The following is a 26754-nucleotide window of genomic DNA, read 5'->3' as shown; positions in this document are numbered from 1 at the left end:
CCGCAATGGAAATTTAAGTGTTTTTTATTTACTTTTCAATATTGATTTAGCATCTTCTATAATTTTAGCTTTCGTTATTATCAATAAGAATGCATAAATTGCAATCCCAATGAATACTTCGATAATTAACGTTGTCCAATTATTAACCAATTTACCATCTAAAACAAAAATTACTAAAAACATTATAATTCCTGCTAATAAATATTTCTCAGTATCCTTAAATAAACTACGATAACTAATTTGGTGTCTTAATACATAAAGTTGATAACCCGTAACAGCTAGTTCTGAAAGTACTGTCGACATCGTTGCTCCTAAAACTCCCCAAAACATAATAAATGGAATATTAACAATAATGTTAACAACTGCGCCAAAGACAACTGACCTCGTAAACGCTCCATTTTGATTAGTTGGCAATAAATATTGTGTACCTAAAGCATTACTCCAAGCAATCAATAATATAACTACTGATTCAATCATCATCAATGGTGTTACGGCCAAAAATTTGTCCGTAAAGAATAATGGAACAAATTTTCTTGCAACCGCAGCAATCCCAAACATCATTGGTACTGATAATGCCGTAACAAAGGAAAAACTGTTGTACAGAAACTGTTTAGTTTTTTCGACTTCGCCTTTCATAAAAGCATTAGCCACATGTGGCAGCATTACCGTTCCTGTTGCTGTCACAACTGCCAAAATCATCTTAATCATCTTATCTGATTGATCAAAATACCCTGCCGATTGAACTGACGTCATTGATCCTAACATTGTTTTATTTACTACTAAGTAAATTTGAGTAGCAATTTGAGGTACAAACAAAACCATGGATGGCTTTAAGTGTTGCCAAATTCTTAAGTTTTTGAATTTAGCCTTACCAATGTAGCGTTTTAAGTTAGGAAAGAGTGTCATATTACCAATTAGCAATGACAGAGACAAAATCATGATATAAATGTTCAAATCATCAAGGGATTTTACAAAAGTAAATATACTAATCAAAGTAACAATTTTAACTACAAAGTTCCGTAAAACAGTTACGCCAAAATTTTCAACCCCCATAAAAAACCATGAGATATCAAATGCTGCCGCAATAATTGAAACAGATTGTGCAAGATAATAAACATGATAACTACCAGTCGTCATCAAAAATATTAAAAATGCGGCGTACGCCAATACAATGGTCATAATCCGCATCAAAAATATTTCGTAGAACGTTTTCGTCATCTTATCTTTATTATCTCTGACAAATGCAATCTGCCGATTTCCATACAAATTTACTCCAATACTTCCAAAGAGAATAAAATATTGGATAATAGAATTTGTATATGCATTAATTCCCACTCCAGTTGGTCCCAATACTCGAGCCAAATATGGTGTTGTAATTAACGGAATTAATAATACAAATACTTGATAGGAAGCATTATAAAGATAATTCTTAACGACTTGCATAATCTATTTTCCCTCAAATTCATGTTCAACGGTTTGTAAAGCTGCCATAATCGTTTGATCCATGTTGTAGTAACGATATTGACCTAAACGACCACCGAATAATACACTTGGTGCTTTAGCTTGAGCTAATTTGACATACTTTGTATAGAGTTCTTTATTACGCTTGTTGTTAATTGGATAGTATGGTTCATCTCCACGTTTCCAAGTTTTTGGATATTCGTGAGTGACTACAGTCTTATTCTTATTACCTTTACCAAATTCAAAATGTTTATGTTCAATAACACGTGTATATGGTGTGTCAGCGTCTGTATAGTTAATTACAGCATTTCCTTGATAATCATCAACATCTTTTACTTCAGTTTCAAAGCGGAGACTACGATATTCAAGTTCACCTAATTCATAATCAAAGAACTGATCAATCATACCCGTAAAAATAATCTTTGCTCCAGAATTAATATATTCTTCTTTATGATCAAAGAAATCAACACCAATCTCAACTTCGATTAGTTCGTGGTCTAACATCTTTTCAATGATTTGGGTATATCCACCTACTGGAATGCCTTGGTATGGGTCGTTGAAGTAGTTATTGTCGTATGTAAAACGTACTGGTAAACGACGGATAATGAATGAAGGTAAATCAGTTGCAGCTTGTCCCCATTGTTTTTCTGTATAACCTTTAACTAATTTTTGATAAACATCGGGACCAACTAAAGAAATTGCTTGTTCTTCTAAGTTAGCTGGTTTGCCATCAAGCTTAACGCTCTTCTTTTGTTCCTCAATTTTAGCCTTAGCTTCATCCGGTGTAATTACACCCCAAAGTTTATTAAATGTGTACATATTAAATGGCATACTGTAGATTTCACCATTATAATTGGCGACTACAGTATTAATGTAGTTATTAAATTCAGCAAATTGATTCACATAATCCCATACATTTTTCATGCTGGTATGGAAGATATGTGCCCCATATTGATGGACTTGAATACCTTCAACTTCTTTAGTGTAAATATTTCCTGCGACGTGGTCGCGCTTTTCAATCACTTTAACCTTGTGTCCTCGTTTTGCTGCTTCGTGAGCAAATACTGAACCAAAAAGTCCTGATCCTACTACTAGATATTCTTGCATAGTGTATCCTTTCATCTCTTTAAATATTTAAAATCTGCAGTTTTCTTTAATAGAAGAGGTACCAAGATATTAGTTACTGGGCTTTGTAATGATTCTTGAGTGAATCCATTAATACAAACCACTGCAAAAACTAAAGCAACTACTACAAATCCTTCTCTTGATAAAGTAGAGATTCTCCAAAAAAATATAACCATCACCATTATAAATAATAATAAACCACCTAAGAAAAGTAACCTAGCATAAGAATTATCGATATAGAAATATTTTAAAATTCTTTCTTGCCCTTCATACCCACCATTACCATTTTCTATAATATAATGACCAAATAAATTCACACCATAACTATTTAGTAAAGTATCTTGTAAATTCATACGACCACTTAATAAGGCATTTAAAATATCATAAAGTCTAGTGCCATAAGGTACCAATTCAGTTACAAAATTAACTAATACAGCTAACATAATAATTATTATAGATAAAAAATTAGTCTCCAACAAACTAATTTTTTCTAACCATGAATCCCAAACAACGATTATTGCTAGTAATATAATTGTTATTGCATCATTTCTAGAACCCGTAGCAATGTATGATAGATAACCTAAAATTAGTAAAATGGTAACTGTGATTATTTTTTTTTTCCTAAAAAGAAGTGTGATACATACTGATATAAAAAATACATAGGTAGACATACTAAGGGGATATATCATTCCAAATGACTGTCTTGCAATACCGGCTCTATAATAAACAAGATTAGGTAGTTTACCAATCTCAGATAAACTAAATATTATTGTTATTCCAATAAGAATAGTAAATAATGTCGCAAAGAGTAATTTTTTTACATTAACTTCCTTCATGCTAAACATTATTAAACCCAAAAGCACGTATGTATAATACCCTGTATGCAAAAAATTTATTATAGCTATCGCAACAAAACCTCCACCCAGAATATATTCATAAAGTGTATGTTTTTTTAGTAAAGCTATTAAAAATAATATACTAGCTATACCTAGCTGGATTTTCGATAAAAAACTAGTACTTACGGAATATCTAAACATTGATACCTGTAGGATTCCGGTTAGTACTATCAATTCGTATAAAACAATAAAAAAATTATCAAAATTTATACTTTTTTCATTTTTACTTGTGTTATTTACCATAAGTGGCCCACCTTAACATAGATATATATTATAACGAACTAAAAATTAACTGCTCCTTATTTTTGACTCGATTTACTATTTTAAATTAAGATGCTTGGCATTTCTTTCTTCTGGCTTGGGAGGAATCATGTAATTTCCATACTGTCTTGTTAAGATTTTGTCATATGCTTCAGGAATGTTTAACTTAATATTTTCAAATGTAATTTGTTTCATTTTGTTCATTTCTTTTTCTTTTATTACTTCTTTTTCAGGACCGTACTGCGAGGGTATATTATAATAATCAAATTTTTTTGTTTATTATACTCTCGCATTATTTTATCGCGTTTCTTAACGAAGAAGGTTATTTTCTTATTAGAAAAGATATTTATCAAAAATGAAATCATCTCATTTTTAAAGTTCTTACTACGCCATCCGAGTTCATATTCTATATAAGAATTTAAAAATTTGAATCTAAAAATTTGTATTTTTCGTCTTATAGTCGATTTTGGCATACGATCAAATGGAAAAACATCGACAAAAATACCATTTAAGCTGTCTTTATTTCTGCTTCTATTCTCTTTAACTTTATATGCTGTGTTTAATACCTTTAAAAAACTTAATGGATAAGTATTATCAGAGTAATAGTTTTGAACTTTTATCTTACCTGTAAATTCTTTAGAACTTACTTGTATAAATTTTTCGTAGTTTTCTCTAGTCATTCCAATGTCAATATCATCGTCCCACGGTATGAATCCTTTATGCCGAATAGCTCCCAGCAAACTACCGCCTATCAAAAAAATTCAATATTATAAAAATCACATATCCTCTTTATCTCTATAAGAATGTCCAGCTCAACCTTTTTTATATCTTTCTTTTCCATTTTAACCATTACTTTCACTTAATTATTCTATTACATTGACAACTTGGCTTAAATATTTTTTTTCATACTCTACTGGTAATTTCTCTACCTTATCCCCATTTTTTACTTCATTTACATACTTATAGGGAACTTTAACTTTGTCTCTAGCTCCAATCAGTGACCAATAATACTCGATGTCTAGGTGCCCTATATCGATTACCTGAACACTCTCTTTCAAACTAAGATCATGTGCTAAAATAGTTGCCGTTGGACCAAGCGATGCTAAAACTAATAAATCTTTAGACCTATTACTTTTTACGTACTCACTAGTTATGTTTAAAATATGTTCATACTTCTCGAAAGCGTTTTTGGATGGACATATAATCCTAGATACTGACTTTGCATTAGATAATAAATCGTCCCCAATACCAAATCTTGTTTCCCGGCCCTCAATTATTAAAATATTACGTTGCTTCCAAATACTCTTAAATAGGTCAAATAATTTTCGGCTTTCATTTTTATCCCTATAAATCATATATGGCCTAGTTATTAACGAGTCTAGATATTCATAATCAGAGTCTAATTTTTTTACCCATTGATTTCCATGCTTAACCAACTGTCCTGCCCAAAATATCTTGGACTTTTCCCTATACTGATCAAGCCCTTCAAATATGTCCGGAATACAAACTTTAAAATCATTTCTTCTAGAAGAAATAACCCTTTTTAAATCATTCTGTATTTTTTTAGAATTTTTTTCAAAATTATCATTTTCTCTTTTTCCGTATAACCACTTAAACTCCCCATCACCAAATCTTCCAACTGATAATTTTTTTTCCTTCACATTAATTATTGAGTCTTTAATGTTTTTAACATGAATTCTTTTATTTTTTAACTTTGTTTCTAATAGAAAAATTTGATATAAAATCAATACAATATTTTTTTTAATAAAATTCTTCATTATTTCTCCCTTTATTTTTTAATTTCTGGGTTAAAAAACAACCCTTTCACTGTACCAACCACTGCAGCTTTTAATCTTTTCAATCTATGATTTTTTGCAGATAATGCTCCAAATCCTTTAAGTAAATTTCCAACTATCATTTTAAGGACGTCTTTTTTACTTCCAAATTTTCTTTTGATATATATTAAATTTCTAAACATTGCTTCAAATCTGCTGATTCGATTCGCTTCAATATTTTTTAATGAATCCTTCACTAAATTGTAAGCTGTTTTATGGATTACCACACTGTCAGCTACAAAATAACTTTCTTTGTAAGAAGATAATCTAGTAGTATACTCTGTATCGTCACCCCATATTTGCATTTTCCCTATAGGATATCCTTTAATTTTAATATTATCCTTTGGAACTAATATGGAAACAAAAGTTGCTGCATCAACTTGAATTAAACCTTCGTTAATTTTACTAGGCCAGTTTGTATTAACATGCGCAATATTCGATGGTGTATTATCAATCCACCTAACATTTGAACATAAAAAGCCAAATTTATCTTTCAACAAATCTGCTGCTCTAAGTAAATTAATGGCCGCATTTTTATTCGGAATAGTGTCATCATCCATAATCCAAACATAATCCCCAAATCCTTGCTGTGTTGCTTTCTTAACTCCATATTCAAATCCAGCTGCACCGCCTATATTTTCTTTGAGCGATTCCGCATTTACCTTGGGATCCGTTTCAAACATAGACAGATATTCCTCTGTTCCATCATTACTATTATTATTTATAATAAAAATTTTAGATATTCCTTCTTGTTGTAATAGAGCTTCTAAGCATTCCTTAAGCAAACTAAGTCTATTATATGTAACTAATACCACATCAATTTTTTTTGTCATAAGTGTCCTAGTCATTCCCTTTTGTAATTTCTTTCAAAAATAAATTAGATATATTTTTATCGAATTTTCTAGCAAAAAAATAATTCTTATTTTTTAATAAAGTCAAATCTTTCTCAGTTATAAATCGAGGTGTAAAATTATGCTTTGCTTTCCAGTAGAAATCTACGTACCTGAGATTTTGTTTTTCAGATACAGTATCCATAAAATGCGTATCTGCTATTAAAGTTTGAATGAAAGCTTCATCTGGACAATAAGTATTTTTAAAATGCTTATTTATCCATTTTTCATGCTCTACAATATAAGCAATTAGTTCTTGATTTAAACTAAACCATTGAGCTCCAGACTGAATATTTACTTTTCTTGTTCTATTTATTCCTATAAACCTTTGAATATAACAACTTGCAAAATCTACATATTTAAAAATATTGTGCTTTTGTCCAATAAATCTATCTTGGAGAAAATGATACTGTTGGTATCTTAATTTAAATCTATCTCTGTTCTGTTCAGGTATTCTATCACTAATTTCTAAAAAATTTTTATTTTTATTTTTTTCAAAAAATTCATCAATTTGTTCATTATTCTTAACCGGGAAGTCTTCACCCGAAAGCAAGTGAAAATGATCAAATTTTCCATAAACATTTGCATTCTTTATCAAAGAAAGCTCAGCCTGAACGATAGAGAATCCCCCCCATGTAACCTTAACACGTGGGACAAAGACTATATCAGATTTTTTTGCTACATTTTTAATAGTTTCAGAATCGATATCTCCAGATTTTTTGTCTACATGTATGAAAATAGTATGATTAAAACTATCTAATGCTTCTACTAAATTCAATAATTCTTTATTTATATCTCTAGTCATTATTAAAAATGCTTGCATCATTATAGAAACTACTTCCTTTCTAAAAGTGGGTCTTCTTTTCAGAACTACTACTAAACTTCCTTTTCAAGAAATTTAACGCCTTTAATATTAACTTCCGATTTCCAATTTGAATCCAATTAGTTTCAATATACCTCTTATTATTTGTTTCAATCCATACATCCAGCAAAAGTTCAGAGATATATCCGAATACTCTAGCTTCCTGAACAGAATATTCGGATATATTTACGTTTTTTTTAACTTCAAAGAGAACGTCAAATAACCAATTCGCATATTGTTTAAATTCTTTATTTTTCATAATAAACATATTAAACATATGGGCCGATTTTTGCTTCATTACTAAATCAAAAGCATTTAAATATTTAGGATAATTCTTTTGAATAACTTTTCTAGTTTCATCAAGAGGTTCTTTATGATGCGCATGTACATAATGTGAATAATTAGATTCAATGTAATACTTTCTTTTCTTAGGTAATACAATTGGCGCTCTATCTAATAATTGCTCAATTTGTTCTTTATTAAGAATATTATCTAATTCTCTTTTACCGCCTTTACTAAACAATCGACGGTAATGTACTAAACCAATTGCATCTGCATCTAAGTTTTTCCATGCCCAATATACCGCAGTTAATTCATTAAAATTAGGATTCTTTAAAGAGATGTTTTCTCCCTCATCATCTCTTTGATAATCGATTTCTTCTTTATAATTTTTAGCCGCACCTACTAATACTGGCATATATAAATCTTTATTTTCTGGCATCGGAAATTCTTTATGGGCCGCTACCATTACCTTTATTTTCATTACTAGTAAGCACCTTTCCCTCTAAAAATATTGAATAAGTTCATAAACATTATCTTGATATCAAAGCCTAGAGACGCATTATCAATGTATTCCATTTCAATTTCTGCTCGCTCTGGATAGCCAATTTCACTTCGTCCACTAGCTTGCCATAATCCCATTGCACCCGGTTTTACTGACAATAATTTTTCTGCATCATATTCAACTAATTCGGCTTCAACTACTGGTCGTGGTCCAACTAAACTCATATCACCTCTCAAGATATTAATAAACTGAGGAATTTCATCAATTGAAGTTTTACGTAAAAAAGCACCTACTTTTGTAATTCGAGGATCATCAGCTGGCTCTAATTTATAGTTGTTAGCAACGTACTTTGCATATAATTCTTTATCAGCATGCAATTTTTCATCTGCATTAACAACCATCGATCTAAATTTATACATACCAAATTTTTCACCGTGATACCCCATTCTAATTTGTTTATAGAATAAGGGTCCACGATCACTTTTATCGACTTGATTTATAATTAAAACCACGAGAAAAACTGGACTTAACACTATTAATGCAAGTCCAGCTAAAGTTACATCCATCACTCTTTTAACACCTAAATAGTAAGAGCCGTTAATTTTTGACTGGGGCATTTTCTTCTCCTTTAAAATAGCCAAAACTTCTTTTTTTTCTTTGTCTTTGTTGAAGACACGTGCAGAATGCTTTCCGTCTTAATTGAATCCCCATTCACAATTGACTTAGCATTATAGTTGAAAAGTTCGGCCTTCCGATCTGACGTTTCTTTAATTAATTTATTAAAAGCGTCTTGCATTAGAAAACGCCGTCCTTCAAAATTGTGCGCATCGGATGAAAAGACAAAGCCTAAACGTGCATCAATAATTTTTTGCGTTAACTGTTCTACCTTTTCTCCAAATACTCCCAGATAACTACTACTAGTGAGTTGGGTTAAGCATCCCATCTCCACAAAGTCATACACCCGATCGGGATTTTTTTGAAAGCCATGGTTGCGCTCTGGATGGGCAATTACCGGAGTAATTCCCCGAGCCAACAATTCAAAAATTACGGTTTCTGTGTATTCTGGAATTCCACTGTGAGGCAGTTCTAATAACAAATACTTGCCTCCCTCATCCATAAACAAGATATCATCACTATCGATTGCATCTAACAGTTCTCCCGTCAAATGAACTTCTTGACCTGGAAAAACCGTCAAAGGAATCCCCGCCGCATCTAGTTCTTGTTGGAAAGCCGCTGTTTTACGAATCACATCTGCTTTATGGTTCATATACATGCCGTCCATGTGATGCGGAGTTAATAAAATGTGCGTAATGTTTTGTTTAACTGCTTCACGGGCCATGTCGAGTGCCATCGGTAAATCTTTGGCACCGTCGTCGACACCTGGCAGTATATGGCAATGTAAATCAATTAAATTCATCATTATTTATCATCCGTTCCGTAATAACCACCATAGTAACCACCATAATATCCCGTTGATTTTTCAGCGGTTGCTCGGTTTAAGATTGCCCCTAGAATGTTAGCTTGAACTGCTTCAAGTAATTGCTTAGCATGACGCACCCCGGCCTTATCGGCAATTCCTTGAGGGACAACCAAAATTGTTCCGTCGGCGCGGGCTGCTAGAACTTGGGCGTCGGTTACTGTATTAACAGGTGGGGCATCGATGATTACTAAATCATAAGCTCCAGTTAATTGGTCTAAGAGAGCAGCCATCTTGGTCGAACCTAATAATTCCGATGGATTAGGTGGAATCGGTCCACTTGGCATTACCGAAAGATTATTAATGATTGTTTCATGGATGGCATTTTCCAAGCTGCCAGTCTCTGCTAGAAGGTTACTCAACCCCACTGCATTACTAACACTAAAGGTACGATGCACAGTAGGACGACGCATATCCGCATCGACAATTAAAACGCGCTTGCCTTGATCCGCCCAAGTGACTGCCACGTTGTTACTTACGGTGGACTTCCCTTCCGATGGTGCGGATGAAGTAAAGACAATTGATTTCAACGCCTTATCAACTGATGAAAATTGAATGTTAGTCCGTACGGTTCTAAATTGTTCTGCAATCGTGGAAGTAGGATCAGTAAAGGTAACTAATCCTACACCATTTTTAAGACTTTCGTTATCTGACTTTTGTTTTTTCTTAAACATTTCGATTACCTATACCCTTCTCCGCATTCTAGATTGTCCGTCGTCTTCATTCGAAGATACATTAAGTTTCGGTGTGATTTTACGACGAATATCTCGTTCATTAATTTCACTAATAATTCCCAGACCCTTAAGTCCTAATTCATCGGTTAAGAATTCTTCAGAAGTAACGGTTCGATCACTAAATTCACGTAAGAATGCTAATCCGATTCCTAAAAGTAAACCAATTACTAACCCAGCTGCAATGTTTAGCTTGGTTCTTGGACTGACGGGTTGGTCATCAGGGGTCGCCTTCGAAACAATCGACACGTTATTAATACTCATAATCTTAACCACTTTATTCTTGAAAGTTGTGGCTGTTTCGTTCGCCATCTTAGCTGCTGTATTAGGATTGGTACTCTTAGCGGTAATGGAGAAGACTTGAGAGTTTTGTTGACTATTAACTGAAAGTGACCCCTTTAAACTATCAACATCACCCTTTTCATAGCCAGGCTGGCCTTGTAATTTAGTGTTAACTGTCTTCAAAACCGTGGGACTGGTAATGATATCTTTATATGTACTAATCATTTGAACATCGGCTTGAGTTTGTTGTAATTGGGCGCCCGCCATATCATCTGACAATTTACGGTTAACCAAAATTTGAGTCGTAGCACTGTACTTTGGTGTCATAACAAAAAAAGTCATAAAAGCGGCTAACAAAGTTACGATAAACGTACTAGCAAAAATTAATCCAATGTGTTTACGTAGTATCGACAAAATCTGACCGATACTAATTTGTTGTGATTCTACTGATTCCATGAGTTCCTCCAAGGTTTATTTTAGGTAATCAAACATATTTTTCGAAATTGATGACAGGTTATTTTCCCCATTGATGTAGTTACTAAATAGGAATGTTCCGGCCTGTTTCTTAAGATTCCATTCGATACGGTTTCTTCCGCCACTCACGGCTTGAGTGAGACTCAAGGCATCCCCCTTGACCGCAAAGCCAGCTACATGACCACTAGCCTGACCGAAGGCTTTATCTAAAGTCGAACTGGAAACATAATCACTATTAAATAGGTAGTTATACAGCTGAGCAATATCGGCTGGCGAGCTCACCAACTGGTCGCTACCCAAGCGGTTGAGTTCCGCTGTATCTAAAGTGGAGTTGCTTACCTTCGATGCTGAACCTACATCATCCACCCGATAGTAATCGACAGTCTTATTTTTCATTCCCCAAGCGGTATTGGAGAGCTCTAACTGATCAATCAGATCACTGACAACTGAATGATATGATTCGCCAGTAGCTTTTTCGATGATCGCCGCTTGTAAAATGGTATTGGCTCTAGAGTCTGCAAAAGTTCCTTGCATTGTCGAATCATAGGTAGCATTTGCATTAACTTCTTTGATTAAGCTCTTAGCCTTACCACTACTAGAGATGGTATCTGCTGTAATCCCCGAAGTCTGATTCATCACATCGGCGACCTTCACGGATTCCGCTCCAGCGACTTCGCTGTCATACTTTGAAAGCTTATCGTTGAGCTTAACTTTGCCTGTATCAATTAAATGCATGATAATCCCAGCATTAATCGTATCTTGGATTTTTCCTACTAAAAATTGACTATCCGCCGTCATTTCATTTTTAGCAGCATGGTTAGCATAGCCACGTGAGCTAGTAAGAATCTTCTTACCCGTCGCTAAGGCTGCTGAACCGTTATATTCACCATTATTTAAAATCGAATCTAAATTGGAACTCTTAGCAACTTTTAAGGTTGCTGAGTCTTCTACTGAAGAAGATGTGGTACTAGAACTACTTGAGGAAACATTACTTTTTCCCGTGTACTTTGCAATCATATGTGTAGCAAGTGAGTCCTTATTGACCAAGGTTACACCGAACCCTGCACCAGCAAAAACGGCTAACAAACCAACCGCCACTCCTAACCACGTTAGTGTTTTTTTCATACAGTATCTCTCCATTTTTAATAAGTCACAATTAAATCTATCATTTAATCTATAAATTTTCAACGTCTTAACCCGAAAACGGACTTTGTTATCGGGCATTTACTCCATATTGTAATATTGCCGTAATGTTTTGTAACAAAATAAAAGAGCTCCTAATTTGCATTAGTAGCTCTTACTTAGTTTCTCCATAAATTGATTTTAACCCCGCAAGGTCGGCTGGTGATAAAGCCGTTTGCTCGCGATCCAACGGGTACATGACCGAATCCTCAGCTTGGCTGTGGTCTAAGCCCAAGGCATGCCCTACTTCATGGGTGGCGACGGCTTGTGAAACGGCTTTGTTGTAGTAAATGTTGAGTTTGGCGGACGCATGGTTAGCGATTCGACTAACTACACCCGTTTGTTCCATAATTTTTGGCCCACCAATCCCTAGCTCAATTGTGCGGGATTGGTTTAGCGGTACATTTTTACGATAGGTTCCCAGCTCTAAATGATTTAGCCAGCCTTGTTCCGCTCCCGGAACAATTTTAACAATCCCCGTGGCATTGTAAGTCGCAATGGCGCGCTTAAAAACGTTCTGGACAGCCTCCGGGGTTCCCGCTTGATAACTGTAGTAGTATTTATTCGATAAATTTTTGTTTTTGACAATCGATTCCACCGGGGTTGCGTCGTCGCTGACATCCTTTTTGGTCGACGTCTTGTTCTGATTAAAATTCCAGTTTGAATCCAAAATCGAATTTAAGTTAGTCGTCACCCGACTAACTCCGTTTCGAAATGTCTGTTGCACATTATCTGGTATCTGGACTATGTTATTTTTGATGACCCACGTTGCTCCCAAGAAAAGCAACAACCAGGTTAGCAGTGTTCTGATTCGCAAGTAGCATTCTCCTCACTCATTGGCAGTAGCAACATTTTATACCTATCCTTATAAATTCTAACAAAAAAAGCTCAGCACTTTAACAAATACTAAGCTTCTTGATAATTTCGTAAAATTTGGAAGAACTGTTCACCATATTTTTGGAGTTTGCTTTCCCCGATTCCTTTTACATCTAACATTTCATCGAGGGTGTCTGGCATGACTGTACACATATCGTGCAAAGTTTGATCGGAAAAGATGACAAACGGTGGAACGTTTTGCTTTTCAGCTAGTTCCCGACGAAGCGCCCGCAATTCTTCAAACAACGCATCGTTTTCTGGTAAGGACTTATTTGCCTTAAGTGCCACTTTTCGAGCAACTTTTTGCTGACCTAAAAGAACGCGTAAGCCCTCCTCGGTGATTTTCAAGACGGGAAACTGGCTGCCGTCTGGGGTGATGTATCCAGCCGCTGTGAGAAAATCGATTAATTCGGTCACGCTCTTCTTGGTCCGTTGCTGCATTAAACCGTATGTCGACAATTTTTCATAGTGCAGCTGTTTTACCCGCTGATTTTTCGAACCCGTCAGTACAAGGGCGACCATTTCTTTTCCAAACCGTTCCCCCATTCGCCGGATACAAGACAACACTTGCTGAGCCTCAATCGTCACGTCTTGTAGAGCTCGTGTATCCAAACAGTTGCTACATTGCCCACAGTCTGGAGCATCCTCATTGAAGTAATTTAGAATGTAGCGCTGTAAACACTTTTGCGTATTACCATACTGACTCATCGCCTGTAGCTTTTGGTATTCCATCGTCATGCTGGCTTCGTCTCGTTCAGATTGTTCGATATAGTAGTGCTGAATCTGAACGTCGCGCAATTTGTATAACAAGATGGCTTCACTGGGTAGTCCGTCTCGCCCCGCACGCCCCGCTTCTTGATAGTAGGATTCGATGCTACCCGGAATCTGGTCGTGGATGACAAAGCGCACGTTACTCTTATCAATCCCCATCCCAAACGCGTTGGTTGCAATCATAACTAGCACTCGGTCATACAGAAAGTCGTCTTGATTTTGCCGACGTTCTTCTTTCGAAAGTTGTCCATGATACATGGCCACTTGGAAATGCTTTTTAGTTAAAAGGCGATGGAGGCGTTCGACCTCTTTCACCGTGCTGGCGTAGATGATGCCCGATTGATCTGGATTCAATTTTAAGTAATCGATCAAAAAACGGTCGCTGTCTTGATCCTTGACGACTTTAAACGAAAGATTAGGTCGGGCAAATCCAGTTTGAACTTCCTGTTGGATGGCTAAGCGTTGCTTAATATCCTCAGCTACTCGGGTTGTTGCCGTAGCAGTGAGAGCGATAATCGTTGGTCGAGTCGGAAGATGATGGATGATATCCGTTAATTTTAGATAGCTCGGTCGAAAATCATGCCCCCACTGTGAAATACAGTGGGCTTCATCGATGGCAATCAAATCAATCGGTAGTTCTGCTAAACGATCAAAGTATTCGGAATCGAGGCGTTCTGGTGAAATATAAAGCAGCTTCACCGCACCCTGGCGCGCTTGGCTAAACCGCTCTTTGATTTCCGCATAATCTAAGGAGCTATTGATGAAGGTGGCATCAATTCCGTTGGCTGCTAGAGCATCAACTTGATCTTTCATCAAAGAAATCAAAGGCGAAATAACTAAGGTTAGTCCGGCCTGCATCAAGGCTGGAATTTGGTAACACAGTGATTTTCCTCCGCCCGTTGGCATGACGGCCAAAACGTTTTGGTGGTCCAAAACTGCGTTGATGGCTTGCTCCTGCCCTGGTCGAAACGCATCATATCCAAAATTTGATTTCAAAACTGCCTGTGGATTCATGTAATTCCTCTTCTTCTCTCTGGGTTGTTAATGACGGGTAAATAATAAAAGGAGTCTGACAATTAAGTCACCTCCTCTTAAATTCGTCACCTATTTACTTTTATACTAACACGCTTGGCCTAATTTTTATATTTCCAATCTTTTTGATAGTATGCTTGTTCCCAAAATTCATACTCTAATTCGCAACTTCGCAAGAAACGTTGTTCGATTTCATGTTGGCGTTCCTCGCTGAGATCTAGTGCTAATTCGTCAACCATACCAAATAAAGTTTTTACCATGCTGTCATCAATTTGACCTGGTTGGGGTTGATAAAATTCAATCCATGGTAAGAAGGGATTATCTGGTGCTGCTCCGTCCACAATTTGCTGACTAATTTCAGTATACGTCCAAGGACAAGGTAACATTGCCGCAATTAAGTCGATTAAATCTCCCGTTCGTAAAGCGTTAAAAAGATGCTCATTATATAGGTAGGTAATTGGTCGCTGTTCGGCATGTTGATGGTCGCTAAGCTTTTGACCAGCGATGTCACATAGGATTTGATGCGCACCAGCTTCGTCATTTAAAGTGTAGCGAATCTGTTCCTCAAAAAAGCGCATCTGGTCTTTAGTAGTACATTTGGAAAGGGCGCCCGCATAGACTTTGGCGAAAGCATCTAAAAAACAGGTATCCTGTTCAACGTAGACCATTAAGGCCGCTGCCGGAACGGCGCCCGCTTGAATTCCTCGCACGAATGGATGATTTTCAATATCGGCGAGGACTGGTTGAGCAATTGCTTTTAAACGTGCTGAAAACATAACTTTCCTCCTCATCCCTTAACGATCGCTTTAATTTTTTGCATTTGAGTGGGCACTGCCGTCATCTGCGTAAACATACTAATGGCCGCAAAGCCTTTGATTCCCGTAGCCATCGTCTGGGGGAGATTATCAAGCGTGATACCCCCGATGGCGACGATTGGATAGCGACTCAGTTCGACGAGTTCTTGGAGTTTGGCTACACCGAGTGCGGCTCCCGCGTCGGCTTTAGAAGTCGTTTCAAAGACCGTCCCGGTTCCCAGATAATCAATTCCATCGAGTTGGTTAGCCTGTTTGACTTGCGCTTCGGTGTTACAAGATAACCCGACAATCATCGAACCCTGAACCCGTTTTAAAACTGACTCAATTTTTTCATCTTTTTGACCCACGTGAATGCCTTCAGCATGAATGGCTAAAGCTAAGTCCACGTCATCATCAATGAATAACGGTACGTGATACTTTTGGGTTAACTGATGGCATTTTTCAGCCAGTTCGGTTAATTCAGCTGGATTATCGATACTGTTATAACCCTTTTCCCGTAGTTGAAAGGCCGTTGCTCCAGCTTGTAAGATTTCTTCCACTTTAGGTAAGAAGTCCGCCTTATTAGCAATATCTTGGGTGCCGGCCACAAAATAAATTTTTAACATATCTGAATTGAATTTCATTGTTCTTCCTCGCCATAAGCCCAATGGTTCAAGGGACCATGTCCATGGCCAACTTGAATCCCATCACTAATCGCCGCATTGATAAATGCTTTACCGGTGCGCAAGGCTGCTTTCAAAGATGCTCCCTTGGCTAGTTCGGCAACAATCACGGAAGAAATCGTGTCGCCTGTGCCATGGGTGTTATTCGTTTCAAAACGGGGTCCCGTCAATTCCATTTCTTCGCCATTTTCAAATAGGACGTAATCTCGACTTTCAGGTTGATCACTAAAATGACCGCCCTTAATTAAGACGTTTTTAACCCCGAGTTGTTGCAGGCGACGAGCGGCCTCTTTCACATCGGCATTATTTTTGATTTCCATCCCAGCTAATTTTTCTGCTTCCGGTAAGTTGGGGGGTGATTAAGTAAGCCAGCGGTGCAAGTTGGGTACGCACGGCATCAATCGCATCATCACTCAGGAGCTTTGCGCCCCCTTTAGCAATCATGACGGGATCGACGACGAGTGGTCCAAAGTCGTATTTTTGATAGTTTTCCACCACGGCGTTTACCACCGCGGTGTTAGCGAGCATGCCAGTCTTGGCTACCTTGATATCTAGATCTTCCGCCAAGGCTTTAAATTGTTGGTCAATCATTCGTTTGGGCATAACTTCTACATCGAGCACGCCTAACGTGTTTTGAGCGGTAACGGCCACCACCACACAGGTCGAAAAAACGTGACGCTCCTGCATTGTCTTCATATCGGCTTGAATGCCGGCGCCACCACCACTATCGGTGCCGGCGATGGTTAAAACTTGAGGTACTAATTTACTTTTCATGATTTATGCTTCTCCAATTTTCATAAGGTCTTGAACTTGTTCAGGGGTGATATTAGCTAATTCGTCTAAAAGATAGGACAAAAAACTGCCTGGTCGATTTTGTTGGTCGAGTTGCGCCGCTGCGCGTTCTCCCGCACACGAGAGAACCAAACTAGCGGTAACGGCAGCATTTAAGGTGTTTTCAGCTACGGCGCTGAACGCTCCTACGATACTGGATAATAAATCACCGGAACCCACGATGGCTGGTAACAACTTAGTGTTATTGTGCACCGTAATCACTTGTTGACCGTCGCTGATATAATCGACTTCACCACTAGCAATCACCACGTTGTTAAATTTCTGGGCACAAGCTTGGACAACTGCGCTCATGTCGCCGGTCCCATTTCCAGCGTCGATGCCGCGCGTTTGCCAATCGATACCGGCTAAAACGGCGATTTCTCCGATATTTCCACGAATCACATCGAAATGATATTTTTCTAGTAACATCAAATTGAGGGCTTTGCGGTACTGGGTGGCACCGACTGCGACGGGATCTAAGACGAGTGGTTTTTGATATTGATTAGCTGCTTCACACAGCTTATTCATCAGTGGCCAGCTCTCTTTACGAGAAGTGCCAGCATTAATCACCACGGCCGATGCGAGTTGGACGAGTTCCTCCGCTTCACTGACTTCATCACTCATGATGGGAGAAGCTCCCACCGCATTTAAGCCATTCGCCACCAAAAATGGGGTAACAAAATTAGCATAATTAACTACTACCGGATTAACTTCCCGGATTTTGGCAATATCTTGAAGGTTCATAATAAGCTCCTTACCAATATCTATCACTGCCCTTAATGTCGAAAAAACCACCCTTTGGTAGACAGAAGGATGGTTTTGGTTTCAACAATTAAACACTTTCCTTCGCAAGTACTAACTTACAGGTTCAAAGGGATCACGCTGAACAAGCGTATCTCAGTTCTTCTAAGAACACCCCTAGTGCAGATATTTATTAAATTTTGAATTCGGTTTCATGATACAACTTTTTGTCCATCGACTCAAGTTGAGCATATCATTACTACTTTAGATGGTGGACTTGCTACAATGGAGATGAACCAAAAAACTTAACTTTTAGGAGGTATTGTTTTATGTCTGATAACGAAAGATTGGAAAACACTAAAGATAGAGTTACAGGTAAAGTTCGTGAAGGTGCCGGCAAAGTAACTGGCGACAAAAAAGAAGAAACTAAAGGTAAAGCTCAAAATATGACTGGTAAAGTCAAAGATAAGCTTAAAGACGTCAAGGAATCAGCTGAAGGCGCCATGGAAGAACTCAAAGATAAAATGCATAAAGACGACAAATAAAAAGAAGGTTCGCTTAACGGCGAGCCTTCTTTTGGGTTAAAAAACTATTTTCGTTTTAGCTTCTTGAATATAATCCAGCCACCGCCAATTACGATGAGCGCAATTACCGCCAGTCCGATGAATAAGGCCGAATGATTTTGAATCTGATGGCGCTTAGCAACCTTCAAATCAGCTGGCTTAATCTTGAAGTTCTTTTCAAATTTCCAATGATCTTTTCCGTGTTGCATGGTCAAAACAAGCTTGTATTGACCTGCTTTGATATTTTTAGGTACTTGGATAGGATTCTCAAAAGTTGTTTCAGGCGTAATGTCAATCCGCTTAGTTTCCTTTTTGAGGGTTTTATTATCCATATTTTTGATGGACGAAACCGTTTTGACACTCTTAAGTAAATTTTGATGATGGTTGGTAAGCTTTGCATCTAATTCGTAAGTACTCAAGTTAGGTTTAGTCATCTTCAATTGATCTAGGGATAACCGTGGTGTGGGACGTTGGTCATGATTTCCGCGGATTACGAACGGAATGTTATAAGCAACCGTGTTAGAAACTGTATTTTTCTTTGCTGTTGTCGTTTTCTCCGTAAAATGTAATCCAGCCATCAAAATTCCATTGAAATCTTTAGCTGGAAAACTAATGCTGCCATGAATAATTTGGCTACTGTTGGGAGCAACTTCGACTTCTTTAGGCAACCTAATCATTTGAGTTAATTTGTAAACTGTATTAGCTTTTTCCGGAGTATGATCAGAATAGTCAACAATACCGTTACGATTAGTCCGAGCTTTGTTCACTTCAATTTCAAATTGCTTGGTCTTTTTAGTATTATTTGTGATTTTAATACCAAATGATTCCTTACTAGCTGGTGGCCATTTGATGTCAAAATAGCTATCGGCTCCATCCGTCTGATGTTCCGAAAAAATGGGTGTCACTGAATAACTAGCAAGTTTATGATCAGCATGTACATTCGTCGCAGTTAGAATGCTGATTACAAATATAAATACCAACGTGAATATTTTTTTCATATCGATCTCTTTTCAAAAAAAGAAGAGAGAACTAAGTCTCTCCTCGGAATAATGGTGCTATTCTGTAATTTGTTCTGTTTGAGTCTTAGTTAAATTCCATTGAATAGCAGTGCTATAGTCCTTTACTTCTTTTATTCCATTATATTCAAGGCTTACAGATAATTTATCATCGTTTTCCCCGACGATATTAGAATCTTTAGATGCTACTACGGCTGCAGCATCAGAGAGTGTCGTGTCACCAATTTTTACCGTACGAGTTGCATCTGTGTCACCTAATTTAGCAGATAGTTGGTATCCTTTAGTATCTCCAGAATAATCTGTAACTTTATAGTTAACATCTTGAGAACCAAAGTTTACATCCCCACTTAAAGGTTGTGGATCAAAATTGATTGCAGAATCAATGTCTAACGTGACATCACCTTTAGTAACTGTAGCAGTTGCGGTTGTATTCCCGGTTAGCTTATCAGCTGCATGAGCTACACCACTATTGGCAACACCTAATAACATACCACCACATAACATTGCACTTAAAATAATTTTCTTCATCTTAATACCCCTTTTTTTAATCTGCTTCCCCGATACTACAACTAATCTAATCATCAATAATTCCAATGTTACTAATGACTCTTATTTATACATTGTGAATACCTTCATAATATATAAATAACTTATTTTTATGTAAAATTTTTAACCTTCTCTATTTTGGATTAATACTATAATTCTTAATTAAGGGCGTCTTTAGGGATATTGACATACTGAATCCCAGCATTCAGTATGTATAAAAACGCATAAAGATAGATAAGTGCTGGCTAATGTTATCTATCTTCACAAGCATTATATTATACACGTTTAGTTAAATACAAGCTCTTTTTTTAAAAATCGAGTATTTTTGGAGATTCGTCTTTAAAGACCGCTTTTCCCTTCTTAACCAGCCATATTAATTGGGTTTTAAATCGTTCCCCCATATAATTAAGTTAAGCTAATTCAACTTAATTAACGGAGGTGCACTATGAATTTAGTTCAAGCTTTCTTGCTATCATTTACCGCCTTTTTCGCAATTATGAACCCTTTTGCTAACTTACCCATGTTTGTGAGTTTGACTGCTGATAATAGTAGAAAAGAAGTCAATGCCATTGCGCGCTTAGCCTTCATCGTTGCGACCGTGATTGTGGCACTTTTTGCGCTATTAGGTAATTACATTTTTAGTATCTTTGGTATTAATCTTTCAGCTTTACGGATTATGGGTGGAATCATTCTAGGTTTGATTGGTTATCACATGATCCAAGGGAACGTGTCCCCTATTCAGCATGATCCCAAGCAGTCGGTTAAGGATTCCATTAACAGTAATAATACTGACGTAGCGATTTCTCCACTGGCTATGCCGGTGCTGGCTGGTCCTGGAACCATCGCCACTACTATGAACTTGTCGAGTAGTACCAATCCCTTCATCGTGATTAGTGCTTTTGTCGTTCTATCGGTCATTACTTATTTCATTTTTATCTACGGAGAACAAATTATGGCCAAATTAGGTAATAATATTATGAACGTGATTACGAAGTTAATGGGATTGATTCTGGCAACGATTGGAGTGCGGATGTTGATTATGGGGGTGCAGGTGGCGTTTCATTGGTAGGAAAATTTTTCAAACAAAAAAGCATCCAATCTGTGATTGGGTGCTTTTCATTTTAACGATTAAATTAGAAACTAGCATTCCCTGGTGTACGAGGGAATGGAATTACATCGCGGATGTTTTCGATTCCGGTTACATACATAAGTAATCTTTCGAATCCAATTCCGAAACCAGAATGTTCAGTTTCACCGTATTTTCTTAGTTCAGCGTACCATTCGTATTCCTTAGGATCGAGATGGAATTCGGCAATCTTTTCGTTAATCTTGTCGAGACGTTCTTCACGTTGACTACCACCGATTAATTCACCGATACCAGGAACCAAAAGGTCAACTGCAGCTACAGTCTTGTGGTCTTCATTTTCACGCATGTAGAAGGCCTTAATGTCCTTAGGATAATCCGTGATAAAGACGGGTTTTTGATATACCTTTTCACTTAAGTATCTTTCGTGTTCAGTTTGTAAATCAATGCCCCATTCGACTGGGTTTTCAAACTCTTGGTCGGCATTCATTAAGATGTCAATGGCTTCTGTATACGAAACTCGGGCAAAGTCAGCATCCTTAGTAGCTTCCAAACGAGCTTTTAATTCTGGATCAACGGCACCGTTCAAGAATTCCAATTCTTCCTTAGCATTTTCCAAAAGATAGTTAACTACATACTTCAACAAATCTTCAGAAGTATTCATAATATCTTGAAGGTTAGCAAAGGCCATTTCTGGTTCAATCATCCAGAATTCTGAAGCATGACGCGTAGTGTGTGAATTTTCAGCTCTAAAAGCTGGGCCAAATGTATAAACATTTCTAAAGGCCAAAGCAAAAGCTTCTGCATTCAATTGTCCACTAACGGTTAAGTTGGTAGGTTGTTTGAAGAAGTCCTTGCTTGAATCTACTTCCCCAGCTTCGTTCTTAGGTAAGTTGTTCAAATCTAGCGTTGTTACCTTGAACATTTCACCGGCACCTTCAGTATCACTGCTAGTGATGATTGGTGTGTTAACGTAAACAAAGTTGTTGCTTTGTAAGAATTGATGAACAGCAAAAGAAACCAATGAACGAATCCGGAAAACAGCATAGAAAGTGTTTGTCCGAGGACGTAAATGAGCTTGTTCCCGCAAGAATTCAGGAGTATGTTCCTTCTTTTGCAATGGGTAGTCACTGTTTGAGCTACCTAAAATTGTGATTGAACTAGCTTGAATTTCAAATGGTTGCTTAGCCTTAGGTGTATCAGCCACTTTACCCACAACTTTGATTGTAGAATAGATTGCTGCCTTACGAATTTCTTCAGAGTTTTCAAGGGCATTGTTGTCCATGATAACTTGAACATTCTTGATGTAAGAACCATCGTTAATTTCTAAAAAGCTGATTTTCTTTGAAGAACGGATGGTTTTTAACCAGCCAGTTACTTCCACTTCTACGTCAGCATCATGTTCTGCTTGAGAGTAGAGTGTTTTAACTAATGTGTTTTCCATGAATAAATCCTCCATTCTTATCCTCGTAAAAAGTCCGGTACAAATAAAAAAGTCCTCCTCCCCAGAAGGGACGAAGGACTTTCGCGGTACCACCCAAAATTCGTTTAATTAAATTAAACATCTTAAAATAAGCATTGAAATACTTTCCAAGCTGTAACGGGCCGGGCCGTCTAAGCCTACTGTGATTTCAGCTTAGAAACAAAGAAGATGTTTTTCTTAAAAGAATAACTTTTTGAGCTCGCACTATCCTCAATTCGCTTTAAGTTATGGGCTTTAAATACTCGTTCTTCTTACGGTTGATAATTATATCTACTTCTCGTTAGATTAGCATATAAATTCAGTTTTGTAAATTTCAAATCGCACTTTTACTCGATAAATTTATTTGAAGCAGGATGGAGTTTTTGATAATGATCATATAAGGCCGGATCTGATCTCTGAGTACCTGGTTTAAAATTAACTGATTCCGTTTTAGCGGCTTTAGCCCGGGCGTAATACCACTTCTTCCATCTTAAGAACGCGAGCTGCGTTTCTAATTCTTTAATTTGGCGTTCCAAGGCCGCTTCTCGTTTAACCATAAAGTCATAGCGTTGTTCTAAGGTTTGATCCCCTTGCATACACCACTCGATGAATTGACCAATTTTTTTGACAGGCACCGCCGATTTTTTCAGGCAGTTAATCACTTCCACGTATCCTAAATCATCTTCCGTGAAAATTCGCCTACCCGCTTCATCTCTTTTAGCAAAAGGTAATAGCCCTTCTTTATCGTAATAACGTAAAGTATCGGTTGTTACATTCATTTTTTTAGCAATATCACCAATTAAATATGTTTTCATTTTTAAAATTTCTCCTTGACTTGGAGTTAACTCCAAGTAGTAACATCAAATATATCATAAAACAAAGGTAGGTACATAATATGAATAAACCATTAATTGTTATTACTGGCGCTAGCTCTGGTTTTGGAGCAGAAATAGCCAAAATTTTTAATCAGGCAGGTTACCCTGAATTATTACTAGGTCGACGAGTTGAAAAGATTCAAGCTTTACCACTTAACTTTGAAAACGTCATGATTGAAAGCGTCGATGTGACAAATCAAGCTCAATTTAAAACAGCTATTGATCATGCTGAAGCTAAATTTGGACCAGTTGACTTACTCGTTAACAACGCTGGGGTAATGCTATTAGGCAACGTGACTACCCAGAGCCCAACCGAGTGGCAAACCATGTTGGATACTAATGTTATGGGCGTTTTAAATGGAACCCAAATTGTTTTGCCCAGCATGTTAGAGCGTGAACATGGAACCATCATTAATATGTCATCCCTAGCTGGTAAGAAGACCTTCGTTAACCATGCGGCTTATGTTGCTTCTAAATTCGGTGTTCATGGACTTAGCGAAACTATCCGAGAAGAAGTTTCTGGTAAAAATGTCCGAATCTCAATGGTTGCCCCAGGCGCTGCTGAAACTGAACTCCTCACCCACATTACTGACCAAAATGCCTTGGTCGATTATGGCGAATGGAAAAAGAGTATGGGTGGTATCACGATGGATCCTAAACATGTTGCTGAAAGTGTTAAGTTCATTTATGATATGCCACAAGCGGTTAACATTCGTGAATTAGCAATCGCAGCCACTCGTCAAGATAGTTAAATAAAAGAGGTCATCGCATTAAAAGCGACGGCCTCTTTTATTTTTCAATTCTGGGTGACTCTGGAATAGCGCCGTTAGTTCGGCCTGCATTTCAGGATTATTGCGGCCTTTTCCACGATATTTACGCATAATTTCACGTTGCATTAGACGTAATTCACGAAGACTACTACCTGACGTCTCTAAGAACTGTTCCTTTTCATTTTTAGGTAACTGTGCGACATCTTGTAAGTCCGTATAATCATGGCGTGTCGTCACAAAAGAAATAACGGGCATCGCTAAGTAAACGACCACCATCGCTTTAGGAAAAAAGTACGCTAAAACCAAGATGGTAATACTGGCATAACCCAAAAAGTTATTATGATTACCGTAGACCTTATGAAAAATACGTTTAATATCTTGTTGATCGGTATATTTTTGTTTGATGACCGCATAGCTAAGCCTTACAAACAATCCATTAACAATAATATTTAAAATTCCATAGGCTAAAACTGTTGTCCGATTGGTATCGTAAGTAATAATTTTTGTAAAAATTGGCATCAAACTTAAGAAAGCTAAAAAAATGAATTCCCGAATAAAAATATGATCATTCATTGTTTTTGCATCATTAAATAACATGGAATGTTGGTACCAAATATTTGCTACAAAACAAAAACTAATAAAAAAGATTCCAACTGCTTTACCAAATTGCATATATTCGCTAAATAAATCATGCTTGGGGATTGGCAATTCCAATACCATAATTGTAATGATAATCGCAATGACCGCGTCACTAAACGCATCCATGCGCTCTTTTAGTTTTTCCATTAAAATTCCTCGGTTCTATTCGATTCGTTTTCCATTAATAATCACCGTATCAATGTGCTTAGAAACGCGCTCTTTTTCTGGTGGCAGCTGCATGTAATCACCATACATCCGTTTCAAAATACGGTCGTAGTGTTTGGGAATCGAAACCTCAATGGATTCAAACTTATGCGTGGTTAGTTCTGTTAATTCGGACTGACTTAAAACTTCTTTATCATAGGCGTACTGAGAAGCATAATTTTTATAATGATGAAATGGCTCATTATCATACAGGCGCATGATATTTTCACGTCGCTCTTTTAACTTGGCTACACTCATGAACAACTCTAAAGGCTTCTCGTTAGGCGCTTTACGGAACGGTGTTTTGATAATGTTGTACCCTAGTCGTACGAGAATTGCGGCGTCATTAATCTTAAAGCGATTGTAGACTGCCTGGCGAATTTCAGGTTGACGAGGAACCTTATCAAAAGGAAAAATATCAATAAAAATTCCCTTGTGGGCATCATTAACATTATTTTTTTCTTCTATATAAGTATTAGTATCTAAAACCTTCATATAACTAAATGCAAAATTGGGATCCGTATCCGCTGTTTGCATAAAGTAATGTGTATTTTGGAACTCAACTGGCGCGACCCTAGCGAACTCGTCGTAATTTTCACGCGTCATCCCTAGATCGACATCATCATCCCATGGAATAAATCCGTCGTGCCGGATCGCCCCCAGCAATGTTCCACCGATTAGCATGTATTTAATATCATGTTTATCGCAAATTTCGATAATAACTTTTAACATCTCAATCTCGACTCGATGAATTTCATCAATCTGGCTCATGGCTCTCCTCCTCTTTTCCTAGTTACTTAAATTGTGACATTTAAGGAATAGTTAAGCAATAGGCAAAACTGTTTGACTTTCTTGAATCATGTATTATGATGAGTGCATATAGAAGGAGGAATTTCTCATGAAAAAAACTAAAAATGCTTTGCTGGATTACCTTTTAAAGAACCTCCAAAATTCAGAATTGCTTGACCGTCTTTTAAACAATCTCCAAGGTCAACAACAGTTAGCTTATCGACCAATTCCGATTGAAAACGATAAAAATCGCCGTTAAAACCTGGCATCCTATGATATAATAGATCATAGGTTCTATTTTGGGGTCGTTATGGATTCGACAGGTATGGGTCGAGCCATGACTGCATTTCGTAGGTTACGGCTACGTAAAAACGTTCAGTTTATTATAACTGCAAAAAATAATAACAATTCTTACGCTTTAGCTGCCTAATAGTAGCTTGACGTAGATCCGCCTAGTCTCGTCCATGGGCTAGATACGGGTCCTAAATGAAGTGGACTTGCGCTTAAGTACTGGCCTGGGTGCTTAAGAAGAGGATTTACAGACTAGCGTTTTAATGAAGCCCCGACATACGGCGTCTTATTTCGCGAAATTTAAGTAGTATGAATATGAATGTAGATGTCATGGTGGCGACATGCTTGGACGCGGGTTCGACTCCCGCCGACTCCATTTTTTAAGTTTCATCCTTTGTTATAAGCTGTTAAAACGTTGATATATTAAGACTTTCAAAAAAGAGTTTTTTGTCTAGTTCTACTAGATAACATTAAATGGCAACGAATATGGCAACGAATATGGCAACGAATTTTCAGGGGAGAATTGG

General features: G+C 37.2%; 29 protein-coding genes, 1 other RNA gene, 1 pseudogene, 1 riboswitch and 1 other annotated feature. Of the genes and pseudogenes, 5 read left to right on the top strand and 26 right to left on the bottom strand.

Annotation, left to right across the window (positions count from 1 at the left end):
- Positions 1 to 24: 24 nt before the first annotated feature.
- The 20 genes and pseudogenes from IV86_RS07605 to thiM form a co-directional block, all read right to left on the bottom strand.
- On the bottom strand, positions 25 to 1443 hold the full coding sequence (locus tag IV86_RS07605; protein WP_056979512.1) for an oligosaccharide flippase family protein: 1419 nt from the start codon (positions 1441 to 1443) through the stop codon (positions 25 to 27).
- Positions 1444 to 1446: 3 nt separating this feature from the next.
- Positions 1447 to 2568, bottom strand: coding sequence for a UDP-galactopyranose mutase (gene glf, locus IV86_RS07600; RefSeq protein WP_056979511.1), 1122 nt, complete (start codon positions 2566 to 2568; stop codon positions 1447 to 1449).
- Between the two features lie 11 nt (positions 2569 to 2579).
- Positions 2580 to 3725 carry a hypothetical protein gene (locus IV86_RS07595; RefSeq protein ID WP_056979510.1) on the bottom strand — a complete coding sequence of 382 codons (1146 nt, stop codon included), beginning with the start codon at positions 3723 to 3725 and terminating at the stop codon, positions 2580 to 2582.
- 75 nt (positions 3726 to 3800) lie between these two features.
- Positions 3801 to 3947 (bottom strand): LicD family protein, encoded by a 147-nt coding sequence (locus tag IV86_RS08920; RefSeq protein ID WP_269780362.1) that lies wholly within the window; start codon positions 3945 to 3947, stop codon positions 3801 to 3803.
- A 14-nt stretch (positions 3948 to 3961) separates the two neighbouring features.
- Positions 3962 to 4498: a LicD family protein gene (locus IV86_RS07590; RefSeq protein ID WP_056979509.1), complete on the bottom strand. Its 537-nt coding sequence runs from the start codon at positions 4496 to 4498 to the stop codon at positions 3962 to 3964.
- 108 nt (positions 4499 to 4606) lie between these two features.
- A complete protein-coding gene (locus IV86_RS07585; protein WP_056979508.1) occupies positions 4607 to 5521 on the bottom strand; it encodes a GT-D fold domain-containing glycosyltransferase in 915 nt (304 codons plus the stop codon).
- Between the two features lie 11 nt (positions 5522 to 5532).
- Positions 5533 to 6411, bottom strand: a complete 879-nt coding sequence (locus IV86_RS07580) for a glycosyltransferase family 2 protein (protein WP_056979520.1) — start codon at positions 6409 to 6411, stop codon at positions 5533 to 5535.
- 7 nt (positions 6412 to 6418) lie between these two features.
- On the bottom strand, positions 6419 to 7294 hold the full coding sequence (locus IV86_RS07575; protein WP_056979507.1) for a beta-1,6-N-acetylglucosaminyltransferase: 876 nt from the start codon (positions 7292 to 7294) through the stop codon (positions 6419 to 6421).
- A gap of 19 nt (positions 7295 to 7313) precedes the next feature.
- Entirely contained in the window at positions 7314 to 8093 is a 780-nt protein-coding gene (locus IV86_RS07570; protein WP_056979506.1) for a DUF4422 domain-containing protein, read from the bottom strand.
- A 2-nt stretch (positions 8094 to 8095) separates the two neighbouring features.
- Positions 8096 to 8731 carry a sugar transferase gene (locus IV86_RS07565; RefSeq protein WP_056979505.1) on the bottom strand — a complete coding sequence of 212 codons (636 nt, stop codon included), beginning with the start codon at positions 8729 to 8731 and terminating at the stop codon, positions 8096 to 8098.
- 11 nt (positions 8732 to 8742) lie between these two features.
- Positions 8743 to 9531, bottom strand: a complete 789-nt coding sequence (locus IV86_RS07560; protein WP_056979519.1) for a tyrosine-protein phosphatase — start codon at positions 9529 to 9531, stop codon at positions 8743 to 8745.
- Between the two features lie 2 nt (positions 9532 to 9533).
- Positions 9534 to 10265, bottom strand: coding sequence for a CpsD/CapB family tyrosine-protein kinase (locus IV86_RS07555; RefSeq protein WP_056979504.1), 732 nt, complete (start codon positions 10263 to 10265; stop codon positions 9534 to 9536).
- A 9-nt stretch (positions 10266 to 10274) separates the two neighbouring features.
- On the bottom strand, positions 10275 to 11060 hold the full coding sequence (locus tag IV86_RS07550; RefSeq protein WP_056979503.1) for a YveK family protein: 786 nt from the start codon (positions 11058 to 11060) through the stop codon (positions 10275 to 10277).
- Between the two features lie 15 nt (positions 11061 to 11075).
- The gene (locus IV86_RS07545; RefSeq protein WP_056979502.1) at positions 11076 to 12203 is read right to left on the bottom strand and encodes a serine hydrolase domain-containing protein; all 1128 of its coding nucleotides are present in this window, start codon (positions 12201 to 12203) and stop codon (positions 11076 to 11078) included.
- Between the two features lie 172 nt (positions 12204 to 12375).
- Entirely contained in the window at positions 12376 to 13077 is a 702-nt protein-coding gene (locus tag IV86_RS07540; protein WP_055126127.1) for a matrixin family metalloprotease, read from the bottom strand.
- A gap of 89 nt (positions 13078 to 13166) precedes the next feature.
- Complete coding sequence (gene recQ, locus IV86_RS07535) at positions 13167 to 14921, bottom strand: DNA helicase RecQ (protein WP_056979501.1); 1755 nt, start codon at positions 14919 to 14921, stop codon at positions 13167 to 13169.
- A gap of 119 nt (positions 14922 to 15040) precedes the next feature.
- A complete protein-coding gene (tenA, locus tag IV86_RS07530) occupies positions 15041 to 15715 on the bottom strand; it encodes a thiaminase II (RefSeq protein ID WP_056979500.1) in 675 nt (224 codons plus the stop codon).
- Between the two features lie 11 nt (positions 15716 to 15726).
- Positions 15727 to 16377: a thiamine phosphate synthase gene (gene thiE / locus IV86_RS07525; protein WP_056979499.1), complete on the bottom strand. Its 651-nt coding sequence runs from the start codon at positions 16375 to 16377 to the stop codon at positions 15727 to 15729.
- Positions 16374 to 17190: pseudogene (gene thiD, locus IV86_RS07520) on the bottom strand (bifunctional hydroxymethylpyrimidine kinase/phosphomethylpyrimidine kinase). Before thiD ends, thiE begins: the two are co-directional and overlap by 4 nt.
- A 3-nt stretch (positions 17191 to 17193) precedes the next feature.
- Positions 17194 to 17991, bottom strand: a complete 798-nt coding sequence (gene thiM / locus IV86_RS07515; protein ID WP_056979498.1) for a hydroxyethylthiazole kinase — start codon at positions 17989 to 17991, stop codon at positions 17194 to 17196.
- A gap of 80 nt (positions 17992 to 18071) precedes the next feature.
- Positions 18072 to 18177, bottom strand: a riboswitch (TPP riboswitch).
- Positions 18178 to 18317: 140 nt separating this feature from the next.
- Between thiM and IV86_RS07510 the strand changes: the two genes are divergently transcribed.
- Positions 18318 to 18533 (top strand): CsbD family protein, encoded by a 216-nt coding sequence (locus IV86_RS07510; RefSeq protein WP_002833966.1) that lies wholly within the window; start codon positions 18318 to 18320, stop codon positions 18531 to 18533.
- 44 nt (positions 18534 to 18577) lie between these two features.
- On the opposite strand, the gene IV86_RS07505 is transcribed toward IV86_RS07510, so the two are convergent.
- On the bottom strand, positions 18578 to 19549 hold the full coding sequence (locus IV86_RS07505) for a DUF916 domain-containing protein (protein ID WP_056979497.1): 972 nt from the start codon (positions 19547 to 19549) through the stop codon (positions 18578 to 18580).
- 57 nt (positions 19550 to 19606) lie between these two features.
- Positions 19607 to 20095, bottom strand: a complete 489-nt coding sequence (locus tag IV86_RS07500; RefSeq protein WP_056979496.1) for a hypothetical protein — start codon at positions 20093 to 20095, stop codon at positions 19607 to 19609.
- 463 nt (positions 20096 to 20558) lie between these two features.
- On the opposite strand from IV86_RS07500, the gene IV86_RS07495 reads away from it, so the two are divergent.
- Complete coding sequence (locus tag IV86_RS07495) at positions 20559 to 21182, top strand: MarC family protein (protein ID WP_002833969.1); 624 nt, start codon at positions 20559 to 20561, stop codon at positions 21180 to 21182.
- A gap of 64 nt (positions 21183 to 21246) precedes the next feature.
- Here IV86_RS07495 and asnS read toward each other — a convergent pair whose 3' ends face one another.
- Both asnS and IV86_RS07485 read right to left on the bottom strand, forming a co-directional pair.
- On the bottom strand, positions 21247 to 22641 hold the full coding sequence (asnS, locus tag IV86_RS07490) for an asparagine--tRNA ligase (RefSeq protein ID WP_011673134.1): 1395 nt from the start codon (positions 22639 to 22641) through the stop codon (positions 21247 to 21249).
- A gap of 63 nt (positions 22642 to 22704) precedes the next feature.
- Positions 22705 to 22944 (bottom strand) — a binding site (T-box leader).
- A gap of 62 nt (positions 22945 to 23006) precedes the next feature.
- Positions 23007 to 23474 carry a MerR family transcriptional regulator gene (locus IV86_RS07485; RefSeq protein ID WP_056979495.1) on the bottom strand — a complete coding sequence of 156 codons (468 nt, stop codon included), beginning with the start codon at positions 23472 to 23474 and terminating at the stop codon, positions 23007 to 23009.
- A gap of 80 nt (positions 23475 to 23554) precedes the next feature.
- On the opposite strand from IV86_RS07485, the gene IV86_RS07480 reads away from it, so the two are divergent.
- Positions 23555 to 24286: an SDR family oxidoreductase gene (locus IV86_RS07480; protein ID WP_056979494.1), complete on the top strand. Its 732-nt coding sequence runs from the start codon at positions 23555 to 23557 to the stop codon at positions 24284 to 24286.
- Between the two features lie 18 nt (positions 24287 to 24304).
- Here the strand turns inward: IV86_RS07480 and IV86_RS07475 are convergent, their stop codons facing one another.
- Positions 24305 to 25090: a TMEM175 family protein gene (locus IV86_RS07475; RefSeq protein ID WP_011673132.1), complete on the bottom strand. Its 786-nt coding sequence runs from the start codon at positions 25088 to 25090 to the stop codon at positions 24305 to 24307.
- A 15-nt stretch (positions 25091 to 25105) separates the two neighbouring features.
- A complete protein-coding gene (locus IV86_RS07470; protein ID WP_023440168.1) occupies positions 25106 to 25918 on the bottom strand; it encodes a LicD family protein in 813 nt (270 codons plus the stop codon).
- A 127-nt stretch (positions 25919 to 26045) separates the two neighbouring features.
- On the opposite strand from IV86_RS07470, the gene IV86_RS08810 reads away from it, so the two are divergent.
- Complete coding sequence (locus IV86_RS08810; RefSeq protein WP_011673131.1) at positions 26046 to 26195, top strand: hypothetical protein; 150 nt, start codon at positions 26046 to 26048, stop codon at positions 26193 to 26195.
- 42 nt (positions 26196 to 26237) lie between these two features.
- Positions 26238 to 26606, top strand: a transfer-messenger RNA (tmRNA) gene (gene ssrA, locus IV86_RS08630).
- The last annotated feature ends 148 nt before the right edge of the window (positions 26607 to 26754 follow it).

It is taken from the genome of Pediococcus pentosaceus (assembly GCF_001437285.1).
Taxonomy (GTDB): domain Bacteria; phylum Bacillota; class Bacilli; order Lactobacillales; family Lactobacillaceae; genus Pediococcus; species Pediococcus pentosaceus.
Note: the sequence above shows the minus strand (reverse complement) of the source record. Positions and strands in the feature narration are given on the sequence as shown.

Bases quoted from the DNA above. Each gene is read 5' to 3' on its own strand.
- IV86_RS07505 (WP_056979497.1), bottom strand. From the start codon at position 19,549: ATGAAAAAAATATTCACGTTGGTATTTATATTTGTAATCAGCATTCTA.
- IV86_RS07500 (WP_056979496.1), bottom strand. From the start codon at position 20,095: ATGAAGAAAATTATTTTAAGTGCAATGTTATGTGGTGGTATGTTATTA.
- IV86_RS07605 (WP_056979512.1), bottom strand. From the start codon at position 1,443: ATGCAAGTCGTTAAGAATTATCTTTATAATGCTTCCTATCAAGTATTT.
- IV86_RS07555 (WP_056979504.1), bottom strand. From the start codon at position 10,265: ATGTTTAAGAAAAAACAAAAGTCAGATAACGAAAGTCTTAAAAATGGT.
- thiE (WP_056979499.1), bottom strand. From the start codon at position 16,377: ATGAAATTCAATTCAGATATGTTAAAAATTTATTTTGTGGCCGGCACC.
- IV86_RS07575 (WP_056979507.1), bottom strand. From the start codon at position 7,294: ATGATGCAAGCATTTTTAATAATGACTAGAGATATAAATAAAGAATTA.
- IV86_RS07570 (WP_056979506.1), bottom strand. From the start codon at position 8,093: ATGAAAATAAAGGTAATGGTAGCGGCCCATAAAGAATTTCCGATGCCA.
- IV86_RS07495 (WP_002833969.1), top strand. From the start codon at position 20,559: ATGAATTTAGTTCAAGCTTTCTTGCTATCATTTACCGCCTTTTTCGCA.
- glf (WP_056979511.1), bottom strand. From the start codon at position 2,568: ATGCAAGAATATCTAGTAGTAGGATCAGGACTTTTTGGTTCAGTATTT.
- thiM (WP_056979498.1), bottom strand. From the start codon at position 17,991: ATGAACCTTCAAGATATTGCCAAAATCCGGGAAGTTAATCCGGTAGTA.
- IV86_RS07565 (WP_056979505.1), bottom strand. From the start codon at position 8,731: ATGCCCCAGTCAAAAATTAACGGCTCTTACTATTTAGGTGTTAAAAGA.
- IV86_RS08810 (WP_011673131.1), top strand. From the start codon at position 26,046: ATGAAAAAAACTAAAAATGCTTTGCTGGATTACCTTTTAAAGAACCTC.
- IV86_RS07510 (WP_002833966.1), top strand. From the start codon at position 18,318: ATGTCTGATAACGAAAGATTGGAAAACACTAAAGATAGAGTTACAGGT.
- IV86_RS07580 (WP_056979520.1), bottom strand. From the start codon at position 6,411: ATGACAAAAAAAATTGATGTGGTATTAGTTACATATAATAGACTTAGT.
- IV86_RS07470 (WP_023440168.1), bottom strand. From the start codon at position 25,918: ATGAGCCAGATTGATGAAATTCATCGAGTCGAGATTGAGATGTTAAAA.
- IV86_RS07550 (WP_056979503.1), bottom strand. From the start codon at position 11,060: ATGGAATCAGTAGAATCACAACAAATTAGTATCGGTCAGATTTTGTCG.
- IV86_RS07485 (WP_056979495.1), bottom strand. From the start codon at position 23,474: ATGAAAACATATTTAATTGGTGATATTGCTAAAAAAATGAATGTAACA.
- IV86_RS07595 (WP_056979510.1), bottom strand. From the start codon at position 3,725: ATGGTAAATAACACAAGTAAAAATGAAAAAAGTATAAATTTTGATAAT.
- IV86_RS07475 (WP_011673132.1), bottom strand. From the start codon at position 25,090: ATGGAAAAACTAAAAGAGCGCATGGATGCGTTTAGTGACGCGGTCATT.
- asnS (WP_011673134.1), bottom strand. From the start codon at position 22,641: ATGGAAAACACATTAGTTAAAACACTCTACTCTCAAGCAGAACATGAT.
- IV86_RS07560 (WP_056979519.1), bottom strand. From the start codon at position 9,531: ATGAATTTAATTGATTTACATTGCCATATACTGCCAGGTGTCGACGAC.
- IV86_RS07545 (WP_056979502.1), bottom strand. From the start codon at position 12,203: ATGAAAAAAACACTAACGTGGTTAGGAGTGGCGGTTGGTTTGTTAGCC.
- IV86_RS07480 (WP_056979494.1), top strand. From the start codon at position 23,555: ATGAATAAACCATTAATTGTTATTACTGGCGCTAGCTCTGGTTTTGGA.
- IV86_RS07585 (WP_056979508.1), bottom strand. From the start codon at position 5,521: ATGAAGAATTTTATTAAAAAAAATATTGTATTGATTTTATATCAAATT.
- tenA (WP_056979500.1), bottom strand. From the start codon at position 15,715: ATGTTTTCAGCACGTTTAAAAGCAATTGCTCAACCAGTCCTCGCCGAT.
- recQ (WP_056979501.1), bottom strand. From the start codon at position 14,921: ATGAATCCACAGGCAGTTTTGAAATCAAATTTTGGATATGATGCGTTT.
- IV86_RS08920 (WP_269780362.1), bottom strand. From the start codon at position 3,947: ATGAACAAAATGAAACAAATTACATTTGAAAATATTAAGTTAAACATT.